We start from the raw sequence: 19,878 nt of genomic DNA, 5'->3' as shown, positions 1-19,878 counted from the left end.
GGTCACGCCTCCGCGTCGAGGCCGGCGGCCGCCGCGAACGCCTCCAGCTGCTCCAGGTAGTGGCCGAGGGACTCGTGCCGGACCGTCAGGTTGAGGTGGGTCGCGCCCGCCTGCTCCGCCGTCGCGATGATCTCGGCGACCCGGCCCGGCTCGTTGACCGGGTCGAGGCGCTCGCCGGGGGTGAGCAGGACGTCGAAGCCGTCCGGCAGGTCGTGCCGGCCGAGCATCTCGCGCATCAGCTCCGGGGTGGGCCCGCGGAACGACTGCGGCGCCGGCGCCCAGCCGTCCCCGAGCGTGACCGCGCGGCGCAGGGCGCGCTCGCTGTGCCCGCCGATCCACATCGGCACCCGCTCCTGGACGGCGTGCGGGTCGACCACCATGTCCTGGAACGCGTAGTACGGCCCCTCGTACGACACCCGCCGGCCGGACAGCGCGGCGCGCAGCGCGCGGAGGGCGTCGTCGGCGCGCGGCCCCCGGTCCTCGAAGGGGACGCCGAGCAGGTCGAACTCCTCCTTCAGGTTCCCGACCCCGAACCCGAGGACCAGCCGCCCGTCGCTCAGGTGGTCGAGCGTCCCGTACCGCTTGGCGATCTCCAGCGGGTGGTAGAAGGGCAGCACCAGCACGTACGGCAGGAAGCGGAGCCGGCGCGTCCGGCCCGCCAGGAACGCGAACGTCGCCAGCGGGTCGTAGAACCGCTCCCCGCGATGCAGGCCGGGCGGCACGGCCACGTGGTCGCCGCAGGTCATGAACGCGTAGCCGAGCCGGTCGGCGGTCTCCGCCACCCGGACGAGCTCGGCGGTGCCGGCCTCGGCCTCCCACGCCGGGCGGTTGCCCGCCAGCGCCACGATCGGCGAGCTGATCCCTACCTTCACGCGCCTGACTCCCTTCCGCGCAGCCTCCGCTGCAACCGGATCAACGGGTCGTCCCCGTCCCTGCTGCCGGACGGCCCCTCGCCCTCCTTGGGCATCAGCCGGCCGGCGTCCGACCTGGTCCACTCCCGGACGGCCCACCGCTCGGCGATCGCCCACCGGCCGTCCCGCCACGCCATGTGGTCGACGAACCGGACACCGCTGGTGAAGTTGGCCCGCGGGTCGTCGGCGGGCTCGCCCCAGTGGACGGACGTCCCGTACGTCTCGCTGACGGCGGTGTCGCCGAGCAGCTCGACGAGGTGGTTGGCGACGATGTGCATCGTGCCGCCGCGCCGGGCGCGCAGCTTGGGCTCGACCCAGGCGAGGTACTCCTCCAGGGTCCCGTCGAAACCGGTGTGGTGGTCGACGGCGTCCGGGTGGTACGCCGACCGGACGAGCCCGAAGTCCAGCCGGTCGATGCCGCGGCAGTACCGCAGGACGACGTCGTGGATCTCCTGGCGGTCGGACCATTCGCTGCGCTGGGCGTCCATATCCCGCGAGTGTGCGGCACCCGGGCGGGGACGCTCCGGCCGCGTCCCGCTGGGCAGGACCCCGGAGCCCCGGCCCGGACGTCAGAGCAGGCCGCGCCGGGCGGCGTGCACCCCCGCCTGGAACCTGGTGCGGGCGTTGAGGGTGCGCATCAGGCGGGCGACGTGGCGGCTGACCGTCCGCGTGCCCATCCCGGTGTGGCGGGCGACCGCCTCGTCCTTGAGGCCGGCGGCGAGCAGGGTCAGCAGGTGCCGGTCGGCCTCCGACAGCCGGGGCCAGACCCCGGGCCGGGCCGCCTCGTCCTCGTCCTCGTCGAAACGCAGCGGGGCCGCCTGCTCCCAGCATGCATTGAACACGCCGACGAGAATGTCCAGGAGGGTGGACGGGCGAATCAGCGCGGTGATGCCGGGTTCGCCGTCCCGCAGCGGCATAAGCGCCATTTCGTCGTCCACGATGACGAGTTTCGCCGGCGGATTATCGAGCAGCCGGGCGCGCTCCCCGAGAACGGGGTCCTGCCGGGCAAGTTCCAGCCGCTCGGGAATCGCGAGGGCATCCGGAGTGTAAATGGCACGGTATTCCACGCCGTCAAACGGTCGGCCATCCGGCCCCGCACGTACTACAACCTGCGGCGGCGACGCCTACTACTTGACGTCCTCCTCCGTTTGAAGGCGGAGGATTCCGACCCGTCCCCTATACGGAGAGGAGAGTGGGTTGAGGTTCGCGGTTCACCGGCCGGGCCAATGCCCTGCCTCCCCGCGCGGCCACCGTGCGTCCCACGGCGGTGTCTTTGATGTTGCGTGCGGCGTTGATGTCGGCGTTGGCCCGGTGTCCGCAGGCGACGCATCGGAACACCGCTTGGCTCTCGCGGTTGTCCCGGGCGCGGTGCCCGCACGCGTTGCAGGTCTGCGACGTGTACGCCGGGTCGACCCGGACCAGGCGCCCGGGTGCCTTGTGCTCCAGGCGGGTCACCAGCCGCCCCCGCCCGGCGGCCAGGATGCCCCGGTTGAGCCCGGCCTTCTGCCGGACGTTGACGCCGGGGGCATCCAGGGCGCCCTTGGCGGACCGGGTCATCCCGGCGATGTTCAGGTCCTCGACCGCGATGACGTCGAACCGGCGCGCCAGATCCGTCGAGGTCTTCTCCACCCAGTCCTTACGGCGGTCGGTCTCACGCGTCTTGAGCCGGGCGATGGCGGCCTTGACCCGGGCACGCCGGTTCGACCCCCGCTTCGCGCGGGCCAGGCGCCGCAGCAGTCGTTTCAGGCGCTCGGCCTCCCCCGGTGTCAGGCCCGGGACGGTGCTGGTCTCGCCCGTGGACAGCGCCGCCGACACCGCCACGCCCCGGTCCACTCCGACCGCCGCACCGTTGCCGGGCGCGGGGATGGGGTCGGGGACGGCGGCGAACGCGACATGCCAGCGCCCGGCGCGGTCGCGGGTCACCCGGAACGACTTCACCCCCGGCGGGACGGGCCGGGACCAGCGGAACCGCACCCACCCCGCCTTGGGGATCCGCACCTCACCGGTACGGCGGGACAACCGCCGCACATCCCAGGCCCGGCCGCGGGCACCGACGATCCGGAACCCCTCATGCACCCCCGCCTTACGCCACGTAGGACGCCGGTGCGTGCCACCGAAGAAGTTCCCCATGGCCTGCGCGAAGTCCTTCAGTGCCTGCTGCTGCACCGTCTGCGACCCCGCCGCCAACCACTCGAACGCAGCCCGCGCCTCGGTCAACTGCCGGGCCTGCACGGAATACTCCGGCGCCGGACCCCGCCACGGCGTCCACCACGCGTGCTGCTCCACAGCCAAGTTCCACACAAACCGGGCGTGCGAGCAATGCTCCAACAGCCCCGCCTCCTGGCGAGGGGTCGGACACAGCCGGTACCGGGACACGCCCGCAACGTACCGACCGCCACCGACAAAATTCGAAGAGTCACCACGCCCCGCCATTCCGCGTTCTTTCCCGCCCCAAAGGACGGGCTCTCCACGCCGCAGGCATCCGATGAACGGCTCGGGACGCTGCTCGATCGGCTTCTCGGTCACTCGCGGCGGCCAGCCCGGCTTCATCACCGCGGGCCACTGCGGCCAGCCGGGCACGACCACGAGCGGCTACAACCAGGTCCAGCAGGGCAGCTTCCAGGGCTCCTCGTTCCCCGGCAACGACTACGCCTGGGTGGCCGCGAACAGCAACTGGACCCCGACCGCCAAGGTGAACGGCTACGGGACCGTCCAGGACCGCGACGTGACCGGCTCGACCGTCGCGCAGGCGGGTTCGCCGGTCTGCCGCTCCGGTTCCACGACCGGCTGGCACTGCGGCACCGTCCAGGTGCTCAACACCAGCGTCACCTACCAGGAGGGCACCGTCTACGAGGTGACCCAGACGAACGTGTGCGCCGAGCCGGGCGACTCGGGCGGCTCGTTCATCGCCGGCACGCAGGCGCAGGGCACGACGTCCGGCGGCTCCGGCAACTGCTCCAGCGGCGGCACGACGTTCTTCCAGCCCGTGAACGAGGGCCTCTCGGTGTACGGCCTGACCCTGTACACCGGCGGCTCCAACCCGCCCGACGACCCGCCGGACGACCCGCCGAGCGGCACCTGGGCCGTCGGCACCGTCTACCAGGCCGGGGACGTCGTCACCTACAACGGCGCCAGCTACCGCTGCATCCAGGCCCACCAGGCCCAGCCCGGCTGGACCCCGCCGAACGTGCCGGCTCTGTGGCAGGCCGTCTGACCGTCAGCGCCACCCGGCACCCGTGATGGGCGGGCGCTCGTCCCCCCTGCCGACCGGCAGGGGGGACGAGTGGCTTTCGGTCATGATGCGCGGGGTGCGCCGCCCGCGAGGGTGGGGCCATGCGATCACGTCCGCGCCTCCGCGCGCTCACCGCGGCGGCGGTCCTGCCGCTCGCCCTGCCGCTCGCCGCCTGCGGCGCGTCCGCCGCCACCGTCCGCACCGCCGGGGCCACCGCGCCGGCGACGTTCACCCTGCCGCGCCCGACCGGCCCGCACCAGGCCATCGGCACCACGGAACTGCACCTGGTGGACGAGGGCCGGGCCGACCCCTGGGTCCCCGGCCGGACCCGCGAGCTGATGGTCAGCGTCTGGTACCCGGCCGCGAAGCCGTCCGGGCGGACCGCGCCGTACCTGCGCCCGGGAGTCGCCGCGACGCTGGCCAAGGTCGACGCGCTGCGCGTGTTCAAGGCGGGGACCGTCGACTGGGCGGGCGCCCGCACGCACGCCGCCGAGTCCGCCCCGGCCGACGCGCGGCGCGGCGCGCGGCCCGTCGTCCTCTACTCCCCCGGCTTCGGCGTGCCGCGCGCGCTCGGCACGGGCGTGGCGGAGGAGCTGGTCAGCCGCGGCTACGTGGTCGTCACCATGGACCACACCTACGAGACGGCCCCGGTCGAGTTCCCCGGCGGGCGCGTGGAGAGCCAGCGCCTCCCCGAGGAGCCGGACGGCGTGCTCCAGACCGCGCTCGCCACCCGGGTGCAGGACACCCGGTTCGTCCTCGACCGGCTCGCCGACCTGCGGCGCGGCCGCAACCCGGACGCCGAGGGACGGCGCCTCCCGCGCGGCCTCGGCCGGACGCTCGACCTGTCCAAGGTGGGCATGTTCGGGCATTCCGCCGGAGGCATCCAGGCCGCCGAGGCGATGCGCACCGACCGGCGCCTGGACGCGGGCATCAACATGGACGGCACCATGCAGTACGGCAAGGACGACCTGGTCGAGGTCGCCCGCACCGGCCTGGACCGTCCGTTCATGCTGATGGGCGCGGCGACCGGCGGGGACCCGCAGACGCACCGGACCACCCCGTCCTGGGGCGCGTTCTGGAAGAACTCCACCGGCTGGAAGCGCGACCTCAACGTGCCCACCGCGAGCCACTACTCCTACACCGACGTCCAGTCCTTCATGCCCGTCCTGGACGAGAAGCTCGACTTCTCCGAGGAGGACCGCGCCGCCGCCATCGGGACCGTCGACCCGGCGCGCATGACCGCGGCGAAGCGGGCCTACATCACGGCGTTCTTCGACCGGGCGCTGTCGGGCCGGCACCGCCCGATCCTCGACCGCCCGTCCCCCCGCCACCCCGACGTCCGGTTCATCGACTGAGCCCGTCCGAAGAACCCGGAAAAAACTTTGGGGCGTGTGTTGATCCGCGCTGTCTCCACTCGACCTAGGAGTGAAAGGGTCCCCCGAAGGGGCCTGGACCAGCCAGAGAGAGGCAGAACGATGAAGTACATGCTGATCATGCGCGCCACCGACGAGGGCTTCGCGCAGATGGGCGACATCGACTTCACGGAGATGATCGCGACCGTCGGCCGCTACAACCAGGAGCTGATCGAGGCCGGGGTGCTCGTCGCGGCCGAGGGGCTCGACGACGCCGCCGAGGGCGTCGTGGTCGACTACTCGGCCGAGCCGCCGGTCGTCACCGACGGCCCGTACGGCGAGACCAAGGAGCTGTTCGGCGGCTTCTACATCCTCAACGTCGCCTCCAAGGAGGAGGCCGTCGAGTGGGCGAAGCGCTCCCCGCTGGGCGGCCCCGGGTTCAAGACCGAGATCCGCCGGGTCACCACGATCGACGAGTTCCCGCAGGACAACGAGTGGATCAAGAAGGAGCGGGCCTGGCGCGAGTCCACCGGCCAGCTCTGACCGGGGACGACGGATCATGACCGAGCCGACCGGCCGGGAGGCCGTCGCCGCCGTGTGGCGGACCGAGTCCGCGCGGATCGTCGGCGCGCTGGCCCGCTACACCGGCGACTTCGCCCTCGCCGAGGACCTCGCCCAGGAGGCCCTCGCCGAGGCGCTCGTGACCTGGCCCCGCGACGGCGTGCCCCGGCAGCCGGCGGGCTGGCTGCTCACCGTGGCCAGGCGCCGCGCGATCGACGCCTTCCGCCGGCGGTCCGCCCTCGACGAGCGGTACGCCGCCCTCGCCCGCGACCTGGGCGAGGGCGGGGCCGCCGCCGGGGGCGCGCCCGCCGACCCGGACGCCGGGGACGTCCTGTGGGACCCGGACCGGATCGACGACGACGTCCTCGCGCTGATGTTCGTCTCCTGCCACCCGGTGCTGTCCCGGGAGGCGCGGGTGGCGCTCACGCTGCGCGTCATCGGCGGTCTGACCAGCGACGAGATCGCCACGGCGTTCCTCGTCCCGACCGCGACCGTGCAGGCCAGGATCACCCGGGCGAAGAAGACGCTCGGGGCGGCCCGGGTGCCGTTCGAGGTGCCGCCGGCCCGGCAGCGCCGGGAGCGGCTCGGCTCGGTGCTGAACGTCGTCTACCTGATCTTCACCGAGGGGTCCACGGCCAGCTCCGGCGGCGCCGTGGTCCGCACGGACCTCGCGGGCGAGGCGCGCCGCCTCGCCCGCGTGCTGGGCCGGCTGATGCCGGACGAGCCGGAGGTCCACGGGCTGCTGGCGCTGCTGGAGCTGACGGCGGCGCGCTTCCCGGCCCGCACCGGCCCGGACGGCGAGGCCGTCCTGCTCGAAGACCAGGACCGCACGCTCTGGGACCGGGGCGCGATCGCCCGGGGGCGGTCCGCCCTGGCCCGCGCCGGGCGGATCGGCCGCGGCCTCGGCGCCTACGGCCTCCAGGCCGGGATCGCCGAATGCCACGCCGCGGCCCCGTCGGTCGCGGCGACGGACTGGGAGCGGATCGTCCTGCTGTACGAGGCGCTCGGGCGGCTCGCCCCGTCCCCGGTGGTCGAGCTGAACCGGGCGGTGGCGGTGTCCATGGCCCAGGGGCCGGGGGCCGCGCTGCCGATCGTGGACGGCCTGGCGGCCGCCGGGAAGCTCGCCGACTCGCACCTGCTGCCGACCGTCCGCGGCGAACTGCTCGTCCGGCTGGGCCGGACGGGCGAGGCCCGCACCGAACTGGAGCGGGCGATCGGGTTGTGCGCCAGCGAACGGCAGCGGGCCCACCTGGAGCGCAAGCTCACCAGCCTCGGCTGACCGCCGCGCCGCGGCACCAGTGGCCGGTGGGCGGGACGGCGGCCATGAGCGCGGCGCCGGCGCCCGCGACGGTCAGCAGCGGAGCCGCGCCGAACATCATCAGGACGATGGAGGGAGAGACGTCCGACGGGTCGCCGCCCGTCAGGAAGAACTGCGCGACGGCGGCCAGGCCGTGCAGGGACACCGCGCCGCCGGTCGCCGCGATCATCCACCGCCCGGCCGCCCTGCCCTGGGCCAGCAGCAGCGCGCCCCACACGAGCAGCCCGCCCTCGGCCACGGCGATCAGCAGGTTGCCGATGATCATCATCTCGAACCAGTCGAAGTGGTGGGAGTGCGCGAGCATGACGACGGCCTGGTAGATCATGAGCAGGATCGGCGGCAGGCAGAGCATGGCCAGCGCCGTCGCGGCGTTCGCCGTGCCGGCGTGGGGGCGCGCGGCCGGGACGGGCGGGCTCGCGGTGATCACCGGCGGCGGAGCGGTCGGCGGCGGGGAAACCGGCGGAGCGGCGGCCGGCGGCGGAGCGGTCGGGGACGCGGTGGCCGGAGGCGGGGTGGCCGGAGGCGGGGTACTCGGAGGCGGGGTGCTCGGCGGCGAGAGGCGTTCGGTGACCATCGTCTCGACCGGTTCGGGCAGCCAGCGGGACGTGGTCTGCGCGGTGTCGGCGAGTTCTTCGAGGATGTCGTCCAGGCCGGGCCGGGCGTCGGGATCCTTGGCCAGGCAGCGGCCCACCAGGTCGGCGAGGCCGGCGGGCAGGCCGGTCAGGTCGGGCTCGTCGTGCACGATGCGGTAGATGATCGCCTCGGCGGGGCCGGTGCCGAACGGGCCGCGGCCGGTGGCGGCGTACGCCAGCACGCAGGCGAACGAGAACACGTCGCTCGGCGGGCCGATCGCGTGGCCGCGCGCCTGCTCGGGCGACATGAAGCCGGGGGTGCCGACGACCGCCAGGGTGTGGGACGTGGCGTCCAGCGCGCGGCTGATGCCGAAGTCGATGACGCGCGGCCCGTCCTGCGCGAGGATCACGTTGGACGGCTTCAGATCGCGGTGCACCAGTTCGCACGCGTGGATCGCGGACAGCCCCTCGGCGAGGCCCGCGCCCATGACGGCGACCGTCTCCGCGGGCAGCGGGCCGTGCGCCTCGACGGCCTGGTGCAGGGACGGCCCCGGAATGTAGGCGGTGACGAGCCAGGGCGGGTCGTCGTCCGGGGCGGCGTCGACGACCTGTGCGGCGTAGAACCCGCCGACCCGGCGGACGGCCTCGACCTCCCGCGCGAACCGTCCCCGGAACCCGGCGTCGTCGGCGAGTTCGGGCCGCACCAGCTTCACCGCGACCGGGCGGCCGCCCCGCGAGCGCCCCAGGTAGACGCGGCCCATGCCGCCGCCCCCCAGCCGCCGCTCGATCCGGTAGGGTCCGGCCCGGCGCGGGTCGTCCGGCCGCAGAGGCTCCATCCAGCGGGCTCCTTGTCAGAAGAACGTTGCTGTCTGTTCGACTGACTCCGATACTTCCAGAACGGGCCCGCTTCGGCCATGCGCCCCGCGACCGCCGGACGGCAGGGCGTGACCGGTCAGAGGTCGTCGAAGCTGGTCTCTCGCATCGTCCCGTCCGGGCCCAGCGTGAAGATCCTGGGTTCCCCCATGTTCGCGATCGCCTCGGCGTAGGCGGCCTCCCGCTCGGCCTGCTCGCGGCCGGTCGGGTCGGTCACCCGGAACCCGTGCATGTGGACGTCCCCCGGCTCCACGTCGCCGGGCTCCGGACGGCCCTCGACGATGAAGCCGAACAGGGCGCGCAGGGCGTCCTCGCCCATCTCCAGGGGGTGGAACGGCAGCGGGTACGGCTCGTCGTCCGACATGACCGGATCGGGGTCGACGGGATGCTCGCCCGCCCAGTAGGGCCGTTCGAAGTCGAGCGGTTCGCCGATGTTCTCCAGGATCCCGCTGTCCGGGGAGAGGCTGAGCGAGCGCACCAGCTTCCCGTCCTCCCAGATGGCGAACGCCAGCCAGTCGACGACCGAGTGCATCGCGTGCATGACGATCCTGCGCCCCGCGCCGAGCTTGAGCAGGTGCTCGGGCAGCGCCGACGGGTAGTCGCCGCCGATCCTGTGGTCGATGACCACGTCGGCTCCGGGGAGCGCGGCGGCGTAGGTCACGTCGTCGGGCGGGTAGGTGTCGTCGAGCGTGCCGTCCTCGTAGGCCTCGACCGCGTACCCGGGGTGGACGCGCCGGACCAGTTCCTCGGCGGCGGCCCGGTCCGAGTGCCGCGCCCGCGCGAGCAGCGGCCGTATGTCGCCGTCCGCGAACCCCAGCAGCGACGTCTTCGCTCCCATGCCACTCCTCACCCGCCTGCGGAGCGGAGGCGCCCGCCCCCGCGTGTGCTGGGGACTCTAGAAGAGGCCGCCGACAGTTCCGCGCCGACAGTTCCGCGCCGACAGTTCGCCGCCACGGCATCTCCACACGATCGGCACAGGACCGCCGCCACCGGAGCGGCCCGGCGGCGTCCAATGAAGCATGCGCGTCAAGATGATCCTGCCCGCCCTGACCGAGGCGACCTCGCCGTTCTTCCGCCCGATCAAGTACTCGCTGTTCCCGCCGCTCGGCCTGGCCACGCTCGCCGGCTACCTCGGCCCGGACGACGAGGTGACGGTGACCGACGAGCACGTGCAGAAGGTCGACCTCTCGGACGAGCCCGAGCTCGTGGTGATCCAGGTCTACATCACCTCGGCGCGCCGCGCCTACGAGCTGGCCGACCACTACCGCGCGCGGGGCGCGCACGTCTGCCTCGGCGGGCTGCACGTCACCTCGCTGCCGGACGAGGCCGCCCGGCACGCGGACACGATCTTCCTCGGCCCCGGCGAGGACACCTGGCCGCGGTTCCTCGCCGACTTGCGCGCCGGGCGCCCGGCGCCCCGGTACGCCTCGTCCGAGCGGACGCTCGCGGGGCTGCCGCCGGTCCGCCGCGACCTGATCGCCCGCGAGCGGTACCTGGTGCCGAACTCGATCGTGGTGTCGCGCGGCTGCCCGCACGTGTGCGACTTCTGCTACAAGGAGGCGTTCTTCGAGGGCGGCAAGTCGTTCTACACGCAGACCGTGGACGCGGCGCTCGCGGAGATCGACCGGCTGCCGGGCCGGCACCTGTACTTCCTGGACGACCACCTGTTCGGCAACGCCCGGTTCGCGACCGCGCTGTTCGACGGGATGCGCGGGATGGGGCGGCTCTGGCAGGCGGCCGGGACGGTGCAGGCGGTGCTGCGCCCGGGGCTGCTGGAGAAGGCGGCCGAGTCGGGGCTGCGCAGCCTGTTCGTCGGCTTCGAGACCGTCAACGCCGGGAACCTGACCGAGCAGCGCAAATGGCAGAACATCGACCGCGACTACGGCGCGGTCGTCCGCCGGCTGCACGACAGCGGCGTGATGGTGAACGGCAGTTTCGTGTTCGGGATGGACGAGGACGATCCCGCCGTCTTCGACCGCACGGTGGAATGGGCGGTCGGGCAGGGAATCGAGACGGCGACCTTCCACATTCTGACCCCTTATCCGGGGACGCGCCTTTACGACCGCATGGCGGCCGCCGGCCGGCTCCTCCATTCCGACTGGGACCGGTACGACACCCGGACGGTCGTCTTCGAACCCGCGAAGATGACCGCGCGGCAGCTTGAGGACGGCTACTGGCGCGCCTACCGCGACTTCTACCGCTGGGGCTCGATCATGCGCGGCGCCGCGACGAAGCCGACGCTGCGCGGCAAGGCCCGGCACGCCGCCTACGCGGCCGGGTGGAAGAAGTTCGAGCCCGTCTGGGACCTGGTCATCCGGGCGAAGCGGGCGGGCCGCGCGCTGCCGCTGCTGGAGGCGACGCTGTCGGGCTTCGGGACGCGCCCGTCCCGCCGGACGGCGGCCTAGGGGTCGTCGAGCCGCCGCGGCGGCGGGTCGAGCATCGGGACGAGGAACCGCCGGGCCAGCGCGGCGAGCTGCTCGTCGTCGTCGAGGTCGATGAGGCGGCTCGGGATGGCCAGGAAGGACGCGGAGATCCGGACCATCATCTCGGCGACGTGGTCGATGTCCAGGCCGTCGGCCACGGTGCCGGCGCGCTGCTCGCGGCGGAGCTGGCCCGCGACGAACTCCCGCACGGTGGCGACCGTCCGCCCGCCGTCGCTGATCATGGACGGGACGACGAGGTCCGGCTCGCTGGCCATCAGCCCGCCGATCAGCGGGTTGCGGCGGATGGCGCGCAGCGAGCTGACGAACCCGAGCACGACCCGGTCGGCCGCGGTCTCGGCCTGCTGGATGTCGACCAGGAACTGGTCGAAGTAGCGGCGGTACTCCCGCCGCACCACATGCTCGACGAGCGCGTCCTTCGTCACGAACCGCCGGTAGACGGTGATGCGGGAAACGCCGGCCCGCCGGGCCACGTCCTCCATCGTGGAGCGCTGGATGCCCATTCGGGAGAACTGCTCGTAGGCCGCGTCGAGGACCCGGGCGCGGGTCGCGTCCCTCTCGTCGACCTGTTCGACGGCGTCGGTGTAGGCGCGTTCGATCAGCGATTCATGTTCGCCCGAGGACGTCATGAGAGAGGACAACTCAGAATCCACGATCTCCTCCAGAGACGATCCGATTCTGCCGCAATCCCCGCCTTCCGTCACGGAGGGTCTTGTGGCGACCGACACACGTGTGTTCTCATTGGCGCTGTCGCGATGATACACGGAGACGGGCCATGTTTCAGCGTATCCTCGCGGCGCTCTCACCCCGAGGAGGAGCGAAGGCATGGAGACTCCCACCAGACGCCATGTGTTGATGGCGGGCGGGACGCTGGGCGCGCTCGGCGCGCTGAGCGTGGCGTCCCCCGCGCAGGCGGCGCCACTGTGGACGTGGTCGCCGAAGGGATCGGTCGCGGGCGCCGGCAAGGGCGCCGACCCGCGGTGGGTATGGGACCCCGAGAGCGATGAGCTGGTCGCCTCCCTGCAGGAGGCGGGCGCGGTTCCCGAGGTCAACAAGCTGCTGAAGACCTGGACGAAGAACGGCCAGACGCTGCCGAAGGGCCTGCCCGCCGACCTGAAGGACTTCATCGAGCGCGCCCGGCGGCTCCCGTCCTGGACGGACCGGGGCAAGCTGGCGAAGGCGTTCGAGTTCAACGAGAAGCGCGGGCTGTACCTCGGCGTCACCTACGGCTTCGCCAGCGGGATGATGAGCACGGCGATCCCGAGGGAGGCGCGCGCGGTCTACTACTCCAAGGGCGGCGCGGACATGCGCGACCGCATCACCAAGACCGCCAAGCTCGGCTACGACGTCGGCACCGAGAAGGCCTTCGAGCCCGACGGCGAGATGATCGTGACCTGCGTGAAGACCCGGCTGGCCCACTCGGGCGTCCGGTACCTGCTGCCGAAGTCGGCGTACTGGAACAAGGTCGCCGACGAGGAGATCCCGATCAGCCAGGCGGACATGATGGTCACCTGGCACAGCCTGCCCACCACGGTCATGAAGCAGCTGACCAAATGGAAGGTGCCGATCCCGGCCGACGAGTCCGCGGCCTTCCTGCACTCCTGGCAGCTCACCGCGCACATGCTCGGCATCATGGACGAGTACATCCCCTCGTCGTGGGACGAGGCGAACTCCCAGGCCGCGCAGGTGCTCGACCCGATCCTCGCGCCCACGCCGGAGGGCATCAAGCTCGCCGACATGCTGCTCAACCTGGCGTCCTTCATCGACCTCGGCATCCTGTCGAAGCCGATCCTCGGCGCGCTGACCCGCTACGTGCTCGGCGACGAGATCGCCGGCTGGCTGAAGATCCCGCGGGAACCGCTGTGGGACCCGATCTTCGAGAACCTCTGGCCGGCGTTCGTGTCCGTCCGCGAGGGCATCCTCGACATCACGGACGCGCCCAAGGAACTGCGCACGGTCTACTGGGCCTTCGACGAGATCATCCGCCAGACCGTGCTGTTCGTGCTGTCCGGGGCCAACTACCCGATCAGCATCCAGATCCCCACGACCAACAACCCGAACTACTGACCGGCCCGGCCACCGACCGGCCCGACCCGGCCGACGACCGCACCGGACGCCCGGGGCCCGGAATCCGCCGATTCCGGGCCCCGGGCGTGTCCGCTTTCAGGAAATCTTCAGGAATGTGTGACACTGACCCCGGTCGCGCGCTTCCTGATCATGGCCCGACCCCCAGCAGCCCTGGCTCGGCCGTGAACGGAGAAGCATGCTCAAGCGGACGATCATCGGTGCGTCGGCGGCCGCCGTGGCGGTGGCCGGCACGGTGACCTGGACGGTCACCGCGAACTCGACCCCCGAGCCGACCGCCGCGACGGCGGCCGCGGCCAAGGGGCCGGGCGCCGGACGCGTCCACACGCGCGGCCTCCGGGAACTGGCCGGCGCCGCCACCGCCCGCAGCGGGAAGACCGCCGGGCTGCCCGCCGCGACGACGGAGCCGTTCAGCCTCGTCGGCGTCACCTGGGACCGGCCGCGCGAGGAGCTGCGCGGGACGGTCCGGGTCCGCACGCGGGACGCCGCCACCGGCACGTGGTCGGGCTGGCACGTCCTGGAGCCGGAGCTCGCCGACGCCCCCGACCGCGGGCAGGACGGGCGCGGCGGCACGAACGGGCTGTGGGTCGGGCCGTCCAACGGCGTCGAGGTGCGCGTGGCCGGGCAGGGCCGCACGCTCCCCGAGGGCCTGCGCGTCGACCTCATCGACCCGGGCGCCCGGACGGCGCAGTCCCCGGGCGCGCCCACGCCCCGCGCCGCCGGACCGGACGCGGGCACCGGCATGAAGCTGGTCGCGGCCACCACGCCCCTCAACGCGCCCGCCGCCGCGCCCGTCACGGCGCCGAAGCCGGCGATCGTGGCGCGCGCCGGGTGGGGCGCGGACGAGTCCATCGTCCGGAACCCGCCGACCTACGACACGTCGGTCAAGGCGGTGTTCGTCCACCACACCGACACGGGCAACGACTACACCTGCGCCGAGTCGGCCTCGGTGATCCGGTCGGTGTTCCTGTACCACGTGAAGAGCCAGGGCTGGGACGACATCGGCTACAACTTCCTGGTCGACAAGTGCGGCACGGTGTACGAGGGGCGGGCCGGCGGCGTCGAGCGTCCCGTTCACGGCGCCCACACCTACGGGTTCAACACCGACACCACCGGGATCGCCGTCCTCGGCACCCACACCGCCGCCGCCGACCCGACCACCCCCGGCGCGGCACCGACCAAGGCCACCCTCGACGGCGTCGCCAAGACCGCCGCGTGGAAGCTGGGGCTGACGGGTGTCGACCCCACCGCGAAGACGGTCCTGACCTCGGCCGCCCCGGACGGCTCGGGCGGCAAGTACCCGTTCGGGCAGAAGGTCGAGTTCAACACGATCTCCGGCCATCGCGACGGGTTCGCGACCGCGTGCCCCGGCGAGCAGCTCTACGCCAAGCTCCCCGCGATCCGGACGGCCGCGAAGCAGGCCACGGTCCCGGCCCTGACCGCCACCGTGTCCGGTGCCAAGGCCGCCGGGGGCCGCTACTACACCAAGAGCACGGCCACCCTGAACTGGACGCCGGCTGAAGGCGCCACCTACACCGTCAGCGTGGACGGCGCGACGGTCGCCAAGCCCGCCGCCGGAGCGTCGTCTGCGACGGTCACACTCAAGCCGGGTTCGCACAGCGTGCAATTGCACGCCGCCTTCGCCGACGGCACCGCCTCTGCCTCGCCCGTCTTCACAGTCGTCGCCGACACGACCCGGCCGGTCGTGTCGTCCATGGCGCTGGCGCTGCGCAAGTCGACGGTCAACGGCAGCGCGGTCCCCGTCACGCTGTCTTGGAAGGCCACTGACAACGCGCTGCTCAGCTCGTTGAAGGCCACGTCGCCGTCCGCGAAGACGTTCCCCACGACCGCGACGAGCTGGGCCGCGACCTCGAAGGCGGCGGCGACGCAGTCGTGGTCGCTGACCGCCGGGGACGCCGCGGGCAACACCGGCACCGCCGCCCTCAGCCGCTACACGGGCTACTACAACGAGGGCGCCGCGCGCCGCACCGGCACCTGGAAGACCACGACCACCACGTCCTACCTGGGCGGTCGCGGCCTCTACAGCAGTTCCAAGGGCGCCAGCGCGAGCTGGACGTTCACCGGCCGCGCCGCGGGCCTGATCTTCAAGCGGGCGTCCAACCTCGGCGCGGTGTACGTCTACGTGGACGGCGCCAAGGTCGCCACGGTGGACACCCGCTCGTCGTCCACCCTCTACCGGCAGATCACGTGGACGCGCACGTGGAGCGCCAGCGGCAAGCACACCGTCAAGATCGTCGTCGCGGGCACGTCCGGGCGGCCGACGGTCGGGATCGACGGCATGGTCTACCTCCGCTGAGCGAGGCCGTTGCCGATGATCCAGCCCATGCCGAAGGCGGACAGCAGCCCGTTGCCGGAGAGGTAGCCGTCGGAGTGCGGCCCGGCCAGTCCGCAGGCGGTGCCGCCGCCCGCGTACAGGCCGGGGATCGGCGCGCCGGCGCCGTCCAGGACGCGGCCGGACGGGTCGATCACGAGCCCGCCCTGGGTGGCGAGCAGCCCGTGGGTGACCCAGGCGAGGTGGTAGGGCGCGGTGAGGCGGCGGCGTCCCGGCAGCGGGGCCAGGGCGCGCTCGGTCTCCGCGACCGTCCGGCCGAGCGAGGCGGCCAGGTCCTCGATCGCGGGACGGTCATGGACGGCCCCTGCGGCGAGGCATTCGCGCATCATCTCCGACTCGCGGGTGGCCGCCATCGCGGTCGCGTCCCAGACCATCGCGGCGCGCTCGCCCGGCTGGCCCTGCAGGATCCCGGCCATGGACGAGTAGCCCTTGGACTCCTCGTCCACGAAACGCTCGCCGTCGAGGTTGACCAGCACCGCGCCGTTGAACGGCAGCGCCGGGGACACCCGCGTGCCGTGGTCCACGACGACGAGCCCGGAGCGCAGTCCGGCGCCCATGTTCCGCACCTGCGCGCCGAGCCGCCGCGCCCAGCCCAGCGCGTCGCCGGTCGAGGTGGAGACGCCGCCGTAGAACGGCGTCCCCAGATGGGGCATGTGCTCCTTGACCAGAGCCTGGCCGCCCGCGAACCCGTCGGCGGCCAGGACGACGGTTCCGGCCCGGACGCGTTGCAGTGACCCGTTCTGCGAGACGACGACGCCGGTGACCTCGCCGCCGTCCGACACGAGGTCGACGACCGGGGCCTCGTCCACGAAGGCGACGTTGTCGTGCTCTTCGAGGAGGCCGCGCAGGTGCCGCATGAGCCGCCCGCCGCCCAGCCGCCCGGTGTCGGTGTGCAGTCGCCGGGCCGTCATCCCGGCGCGCGGCATGTCGAGGCCGAGTTCGACGGGGTAGCCGGTCTCCGCGATCCACTCCACGAACTCCGGCGCCGCCGCGCACAGCGCCTCCACGACCGGGCGCCATTCCTCGTCGCCGCTCGCGCGCAGGATGTCGTCGGCGTGCCGCTCCGGCGAGTCGTCCACTCCGGCGGCGGCCTGCCAGCGGGTGCCGCCCGCCGCGAGGGAGCCCGACGAGATCGCGGCGTTGCACCCCTCGCGGGCCGACTTCTCGAACACGGCGACGACCAGGCCGGGATCGCACGCCGCGCGGAGGGCGGTCATCACGCCGCAGGCGCCGCCGCCCGCGATCGCGACGTCGACCTCGGCGTCCCAGCCGGTCACGCCAGGGTCCCGTTCACGCCGTAGAAGTCGCGCGCGGCGTCGACCAGCGGGCGGGGCGGCCGGGCCCCGTAGAAGCCGGTGCGCGCGGGGGCGAGCCCGGTCGCGCGGAACTGCGCGGCGCGCAGCTCCGCGACCCGCACGCACGTGCCGAGCGAGTCGAGCACCGGCACGTCGTCCACGCGTGACAGGCCCTGGTCGGCGAGGAACACGTTGAGCGGCCCCTCGCCGGGGACGATGACGTTCGCGCCGTCCGCGATCGCCGTGCGGGCGGCCCGGGTGAACGCGTCCAGCAGCGGCTCCGGGTCGGCGTACGCGGCCATCACGTCGGTGAACTCCGCCTCGACCTGCACGATCGGGCCGACGAGCTGATCCAGCCGGTAGTTGCGCATGTTGCGGCGCAGCTGCGGTTCGAGGGCGCCGATGAAGTTGACGATCCCGACGCGGTCGCCGAGCGCGCCCGCCATCAGCACCGACGTCTGGCCGAACGCGACGACGGGGATGTCGACCAGCGTCCGGACCTCCTCGTACGCGGTGTCGGGGATCGTCGCGATGAGGAACGCGTCGTAGCCCTCGTCCTGCGCGCGGAGCGCCGCGTGCGCGAACTGCTCGCGGTGCAGCCCGGCGAGGTAGGCGTAGCCGATGTGCGTCCCCGGATAGTCGGACGGGTAGGTGCCCGGCTTCATCCCGTGGAAGTCGATCTCGGTGCCGGGCGCCGCCTGCGACCGCAGGTGGCGGGCCAGCGCGTCCCGGTAGTGCGGGACGTCGTCCAGGACCGTGAACGACTGGTGCCAGATCCGCGTCACCGTGCCCCCGCCCTGCGGGCCGCCGCGTTGGCACCCGCGATCCGGCCGAACGTCGCGCCGCGCAGCACGGACGTGGAGCCGGTGTAGTTGGAGTAGTACAGCCCGGTCAGCTCCCCCGCCGCGTACAGGCCGGGCATGGGACGTCCGTCGCGGTCGACGACCTCGGCGGCGGAGGTGGTCTTGAGCCCGCCGAAGCTGAACACGTTCGCCGCCATGATCGGGTAGGCGGCGAACGGCCCGTCCGCGATGGGCCGCGCCCAGTTCGACTTGGGCGGGACGAGCCCGCCGGTCGCGAGGCCGTCCGGCCGTGTGTGGTCGAAGGCGGGCGTGTGGTCGACCCCGTCTGAGGGCGGGCAGGCCGCGTTGTAGGCGGCGATCGTCGCCTCCAGCTCCGCGACCGGCAGCTCCAACCGCCGCGCCAGCTCCCCGATCGTGTCGGCGCTGACGGGCGGGATGTCGGTGCGGACCCCCGCCATCAGGTTCGGGACGGCCAGCCCGCGCTGGTCGAGGATCACCCAGGCGATCCCCTCGGTCTGGCCCTGGATGGCGCGGGTCGTCCGCTCGTACCAGGCGTCGACGGTGCCGCGCGCCTCGTCGGCGAACCGCCGCCCCTCCCGGTTGACCAGCACGCCGTAGGGGAAGCAGAAGACCGCCGCCTCCGGCTCGCCGCTGCGCGGGTCGACGGGCTCGGCGTGGAACAGCGCGAAGTTCCCGGCGGTGGCGGCGCCGAGCGCCAGCGCCATCTCCAGCCCCTCGCCCTTGTTGTAGTTGCCGCCCTTGGCGACCGGGCGGCAGGTCAGCGCCCGCTCGCCGTGGTAGCGGGCCATCAGCTCGAAGTTGCCCTGGTAGCCGCCACTGGCGAGGACGACCGCGCCCGCGAACACGGCCGGACCGGACGGGGTGTGCGCGAACACGCCGTCGATGCCGTCCCCGGAGAAGGTGAGGCGGCGGGCCGTGGTCTCGAAGTGGAACTCCACGCCGAGGTCGCGCGCGGCCTTGCCCATCGTCTCGACGATGGCGAGCCCGCCGCCGACCGGCGCCATCCGGGTGGTCGACTGCGTGAGGAACGGCGTCGGCATGAAGTCGAACCGGACGCCGTGCCCGGACATCCAGCGCAGCGTTGGCGGCGCCTGCTCCGCGAGCGTCGCGACGTAGTCGGGGTCGACGGTGTGGGTGGCGCGGTAGAGGGGGCTCTGCCGCCGCGCCGGGAGGGCCGCGTCGTTGACGATGGACGGGTCCGGGTGGCCCATGAAGTCGTCCACGAGGGCGTCCTCGAAGCCGTCGGCGACCTCGTCCAGCGACTTCATCCGCAGGAACGCCTCGGTGTGGCGGGTGTTGCCGCCGGTCTCGGCCTCCGTGGAACGTTCGAGGACCGCGACGCGGGCGCCGCCCTCGGCCGCCGCGACGGCGGCCGACAGCCCGGCGACGCCGCCGCCGACCACGACGACGTCGTACCGGTGGGTTGGTTCGGTCATGCCGCGCCCCTTCAGAACCGCAGGTCGGCGGAGGTGGTCACCGTGCCGAACAGCGGCAGCATGTTCGCCACGGAGAACTCGTGGAAGTCGGGGCGGAACGAGGCGCACATGTCCTCGACGACGGTCACCTGGAGGCCGGAGTCGGAAGCGTGCCGCGCCGCCGACTCCACGACCAGGTTCGTCGCGACACCGCCGAGGACGACCTCCGTCACCCCTTCGGCGGCGAGGACGTCGCGCAGGGCCGTCCCGACGAACGGGTCCACGCAGCCCTTGTCGACCACGGGCTCCCCGGCGACCGGCGCGAGCGCCTTGACGATCTGTGCCTCCGGCGAGTCGGCGAGCATCGCGCGCTGCTCCTCGTAGGGGTCGAAGCGCGGGAGCCGGTTGGTGCGCAGCTTGTAGGACGGGTCGAACGCCAGCCGCACGTGGACGACGAGCGTCCCGGCGGCGCGGGCGGCGGCCAGCACGCGCTCGGCGGTCGCGAGCACACCGCGCTCGGCGATCTGCGCGGCGAGCGGCGGCATCCGCAGGTGCGGCCCTTCCTCGCAGAGCGCGACCTGGTAGTCGAGCATGAGCAGGGCCTTCTTGGCGGCGGTCATCGAAGAGTCTCCTTAGAGGGTGTGTC

The 19,878-nt window shown here is 73.1% G+C and carries 18 protein-coding genes; 7 read left to right on the top strand and 11 right to left on the bottom strand.

The features are described from left to right. Positions 1-2: 2 nt before the first annotated feature. The 4 genes from HUT06_RS04930 to HUT06_RS04915 form a co-directional block, all read right to left on the bottom strand. A complete protein-coding gene (locus tag HUT06_RS04930) occupies positions 3-872 on the bottom strand; it encodes an LLM class F420-dependent oxidoreductase (protein ID WP_176194609.1) in 870 nt (289 codons plus the stop codon). Next, positions 869-1,399, bottom strand: coding sequence for a nuclear transport factor 2 family protein (locus tag HUT06_RS04925; RefSeq protein WP_176194608.1), 531 nt, complete (start codon positions 1,397-1,399; stop codon positions 869-871). Before HUT06_RS04925 ends, HUT06_RS04930 begins: the two co-directional genes overlap by 4 nt. 81 nt (positions 1,400-1,480) lie before the next feature. Then, positions 1,481-1,849 (bottom strand): helix-turn-helix transcriptional regulator, encoded by a 369-nt coding sequence (locus tag HUT06_RS04920; protein WP_176194607.1) that lies wholly within the window; start codon positions 1,847-1,849, stop codon positions 1,481-1,483. A 238-nt stretch (positions 1,850-2,087) separates the two neighbouring features. After that, on the bottom strand, positions 2,088-3,344 hold the full coding sequence (locus HUT06_RS04915; protein WP_254714985.1) for a transposase: 1,257 nt from the start codon (positions 3,342-3,344) through the stop codon (positions 2,088-2,090). 52 nt (positions 3,345-3,396) lie between these two features. Between HUT06_RS04915 and HUT06_RS04910 the strand changes: the two genes are divergently transcribed. From HUT06_RS04910 to HUT06_RS04895, 4 genes are all read left to right on the top strand, one after another. Next, on the top strand, positions 3,397-4,125 hold the full coding sequence (locus tag HUT06_RS04910; protein ID WP_217711207.1) for a carbohydrate-binding protein: 729 nt from the start codon (positions 3,397-3,399) through the stop codon (positions 4,123-4,125). Positions 4,126-4,244: 119 nt separating this feature from the next. Continuing rightward, complete coding sequence (locus HUT06_RS04905; protein WP_217711206.1) at positions 4,245-5,498, top strand: lipase; 1,254 nt, start codon at positions 4,245-4,247, stop codon at positions 5,496-5,498. Positions 5,499-5,618: 120 nt separating this feature from the next. Further along, positions 5,619-6,038 carry a YciI family protein gene (locus HUT06_RS04900; protein WP_176194605.1) on the top strand — a complete coding sequence of 140 codons (420 nt, stop codon included), beginning with the start codon at positions 5,619-5,621 and terminating at the stop codon, positions 6,036-6,038. Between the two features lie 16 nt (positions 6,039-6,054). Next, complete coding sequence (locus HUT06_RS04895; RefSeq protein ID WP_176194604.1) at positions 6,055-7,335, top strand: RNA polymerase sigma factor; 1,281 nt, start codon at positions 6,055-6,057, stop codon at positions 7,333-7,335. Here HUT06_RS04895 and HUT06_RS04890 read toward each other — a convergent pair. Together HUT06_RS04890 and HUT06_RS04885 are read right to left on the bottom strand one after the other, a co-directional pair. Continuing rightward, on the bottom strand, positions 7,319-8,782 hold the full coding sequence (locus HUT06_RS04890; protein WP_176194603.1) for a serine/threonine-protein kinase: 1,464 nt from the start codon (positions 8,780-8,782) through the stop codon (positions 7,319-7,321). The genes HUT06_RS04895 and HUT06_RS04890 overlap by 17 nt on opposite strands. A gap of 116 nt (positions 8,783-8,898) precedes the next feature. Then, complete coding sequence (locus HUT06_RS04885) at positions 8,899-9,657, bottom strand: hypothetical protein (RefSeq protein WP_176194602.1); 759 nt, start codon at positions 9,655-9,657, stop codon at positions 8,899-8,901. A gap of 181 nt (positions 9,658-9,838) precedes the next feature. Here HUT06_RS04885 and HUT06_RS04880 point away from each other — a divergent pair, with 181 nt between their 5' ends. Continuing rightward, positions 9,839-11,224 carry a radical SAM protein gene (locus tag HUT06_RS04880; protein ID WP_176194601.1) on the top strand — a complete coding sequence of 462 codons (1,386 nt, stop codon included), beginning with the start codon at positions 9,839-9,841 and terminating at the stop codon, positions 11,222-11,224. Here the strand turns inward: HUT06_RS04880 and HUT06_RS04875 are convergent. Further along, on the bottom strand, positions 11,221-11,913 hold the full coding sequence (locus HUT06_RS04875; RefSeq protein WP_254714984.1) for a TetR/AcrR family transcriptional regulator: 693 nt from the start codon (positions 11,911-11,913) through the stop codon (positions 11,221-11,223). The two genes, HUT06_RS04880 and HUT06_RS04875, sit on opposite strands and share 4 nt — an antisense overlap. A 172-nt stretch (positions 11,914-12,085) precedes the next feature. Between HUT06_RS04875 and HUT06_RS04870 the strand changes: the two genes are divergently transcribed. Both HUT06_RS04870 and HUT06_RS04865 read left to right on the top strand, forming a co-directional pair. After that, the gene (locus tag HUT06_RS04870; protein ID WP_176194600.1) at positions 12,086-13,327 is read left to right on the top strand and encodes an oxygenase MpaB family protein; all 1,242 of its coding nucleotides are present in this window, start codon (positions 12,086-12,088) and stop codon (positions 13,325-13,327) included. A gap of 196 nt (positions 13,328-13,523) precedes the next feature. Then, positions 13,524-15,662: an N-acetylmuramoyl-L-alanine amidase gene (locus tag HUT06_RS04865; protein WP_176194599.1), complete on the top strand. Its 2,139-nt coding sequence runs from the start codon at positions 13,524-13,526 to the stop codon at positions 15,660-15,662. Here HUT06_RS04865 and HUT06_RS04860 read toward each other — a convergent pair. Genes HUT06_RS04860 through HUT06_RS04845 form a run of 4 tightly spaced genes read right to left on the bottom strand, consistent with a single transcriptional unit; the run spans position 15,650 to position 19,852 of the window. After that, on the bottom strand, positions 15,650-16,975 hold the full coding sequence (locus HUT06_RS04860; protein ID WP_217711205.1) for an FAD-binding protein: 1,326 nt from the start codon (positions 16,973-16,975) through the stop codon (positions 15,650-15,652). The two genes, HUT06_RS04865 and HUT06_RS04860, sit on opposite strands and share 13 nt — an antisense overlap. After that, positions 16,972-17,778 carry an aspartate/glutamate racemase family protein gene (locus HUT06_RS04855; protein WP_176194598.1) on the bottom strand — a complete coding sequence of 269 codons (807 nt, stop codon included), beginning with the start codon at positions 17,776-17,778 and terminating at the stop codon, positions 16,972-16,974. Before HUT06_RS04855 ends, HUT06_RS04860 begins: the two co-directional genes overlap by 4 nt. Next, on the bottom strand, positions 17,775-19,253 hold the full coding sequence (locus tag HUT06_RS04850) for an FAD-dependent oxidoreductase (RefSeq protein ID WP_176194597.1): 1,479 nt from the start codon (positions 19,251-19,253) through the stop codon (positions 17,775-17,777). Before HUT06_RS04850 ends, HUT06_RS04855 begins: the two co-directional genes overlap by 4 nt. An 11-nt stretch (positions 19,254-19,264) precedes the next feature. Further along, the gene (locus HUT06_RS04845; protein WP_176194596.1) at positions 19,265-19,852 is read right to left on the bottom strand and encodes a cysteine hydrolase family protein; all 588 of its coding nucleotides are present in this window, start codon (positions 19,850-19,852) and stop codon (positions 19,265-19,267) included. Positions 19,853-19,878: the final 26 nt, after the last annotated feature.

This window comes from Actinomadura sp. NAK00032 (assembly GCF_013364275.1).
Classification (GTDB): Bacteria; Actinomycetota; Actinomycetes; order Streptosporangiales; family Streptosporangiaceae; genus Spirillospora.
The sequence above is the reverse complement of the archived record's forward strand: the minus strand, read 5'-3'. Positions and strand labels throughout refer to the sequence as shown.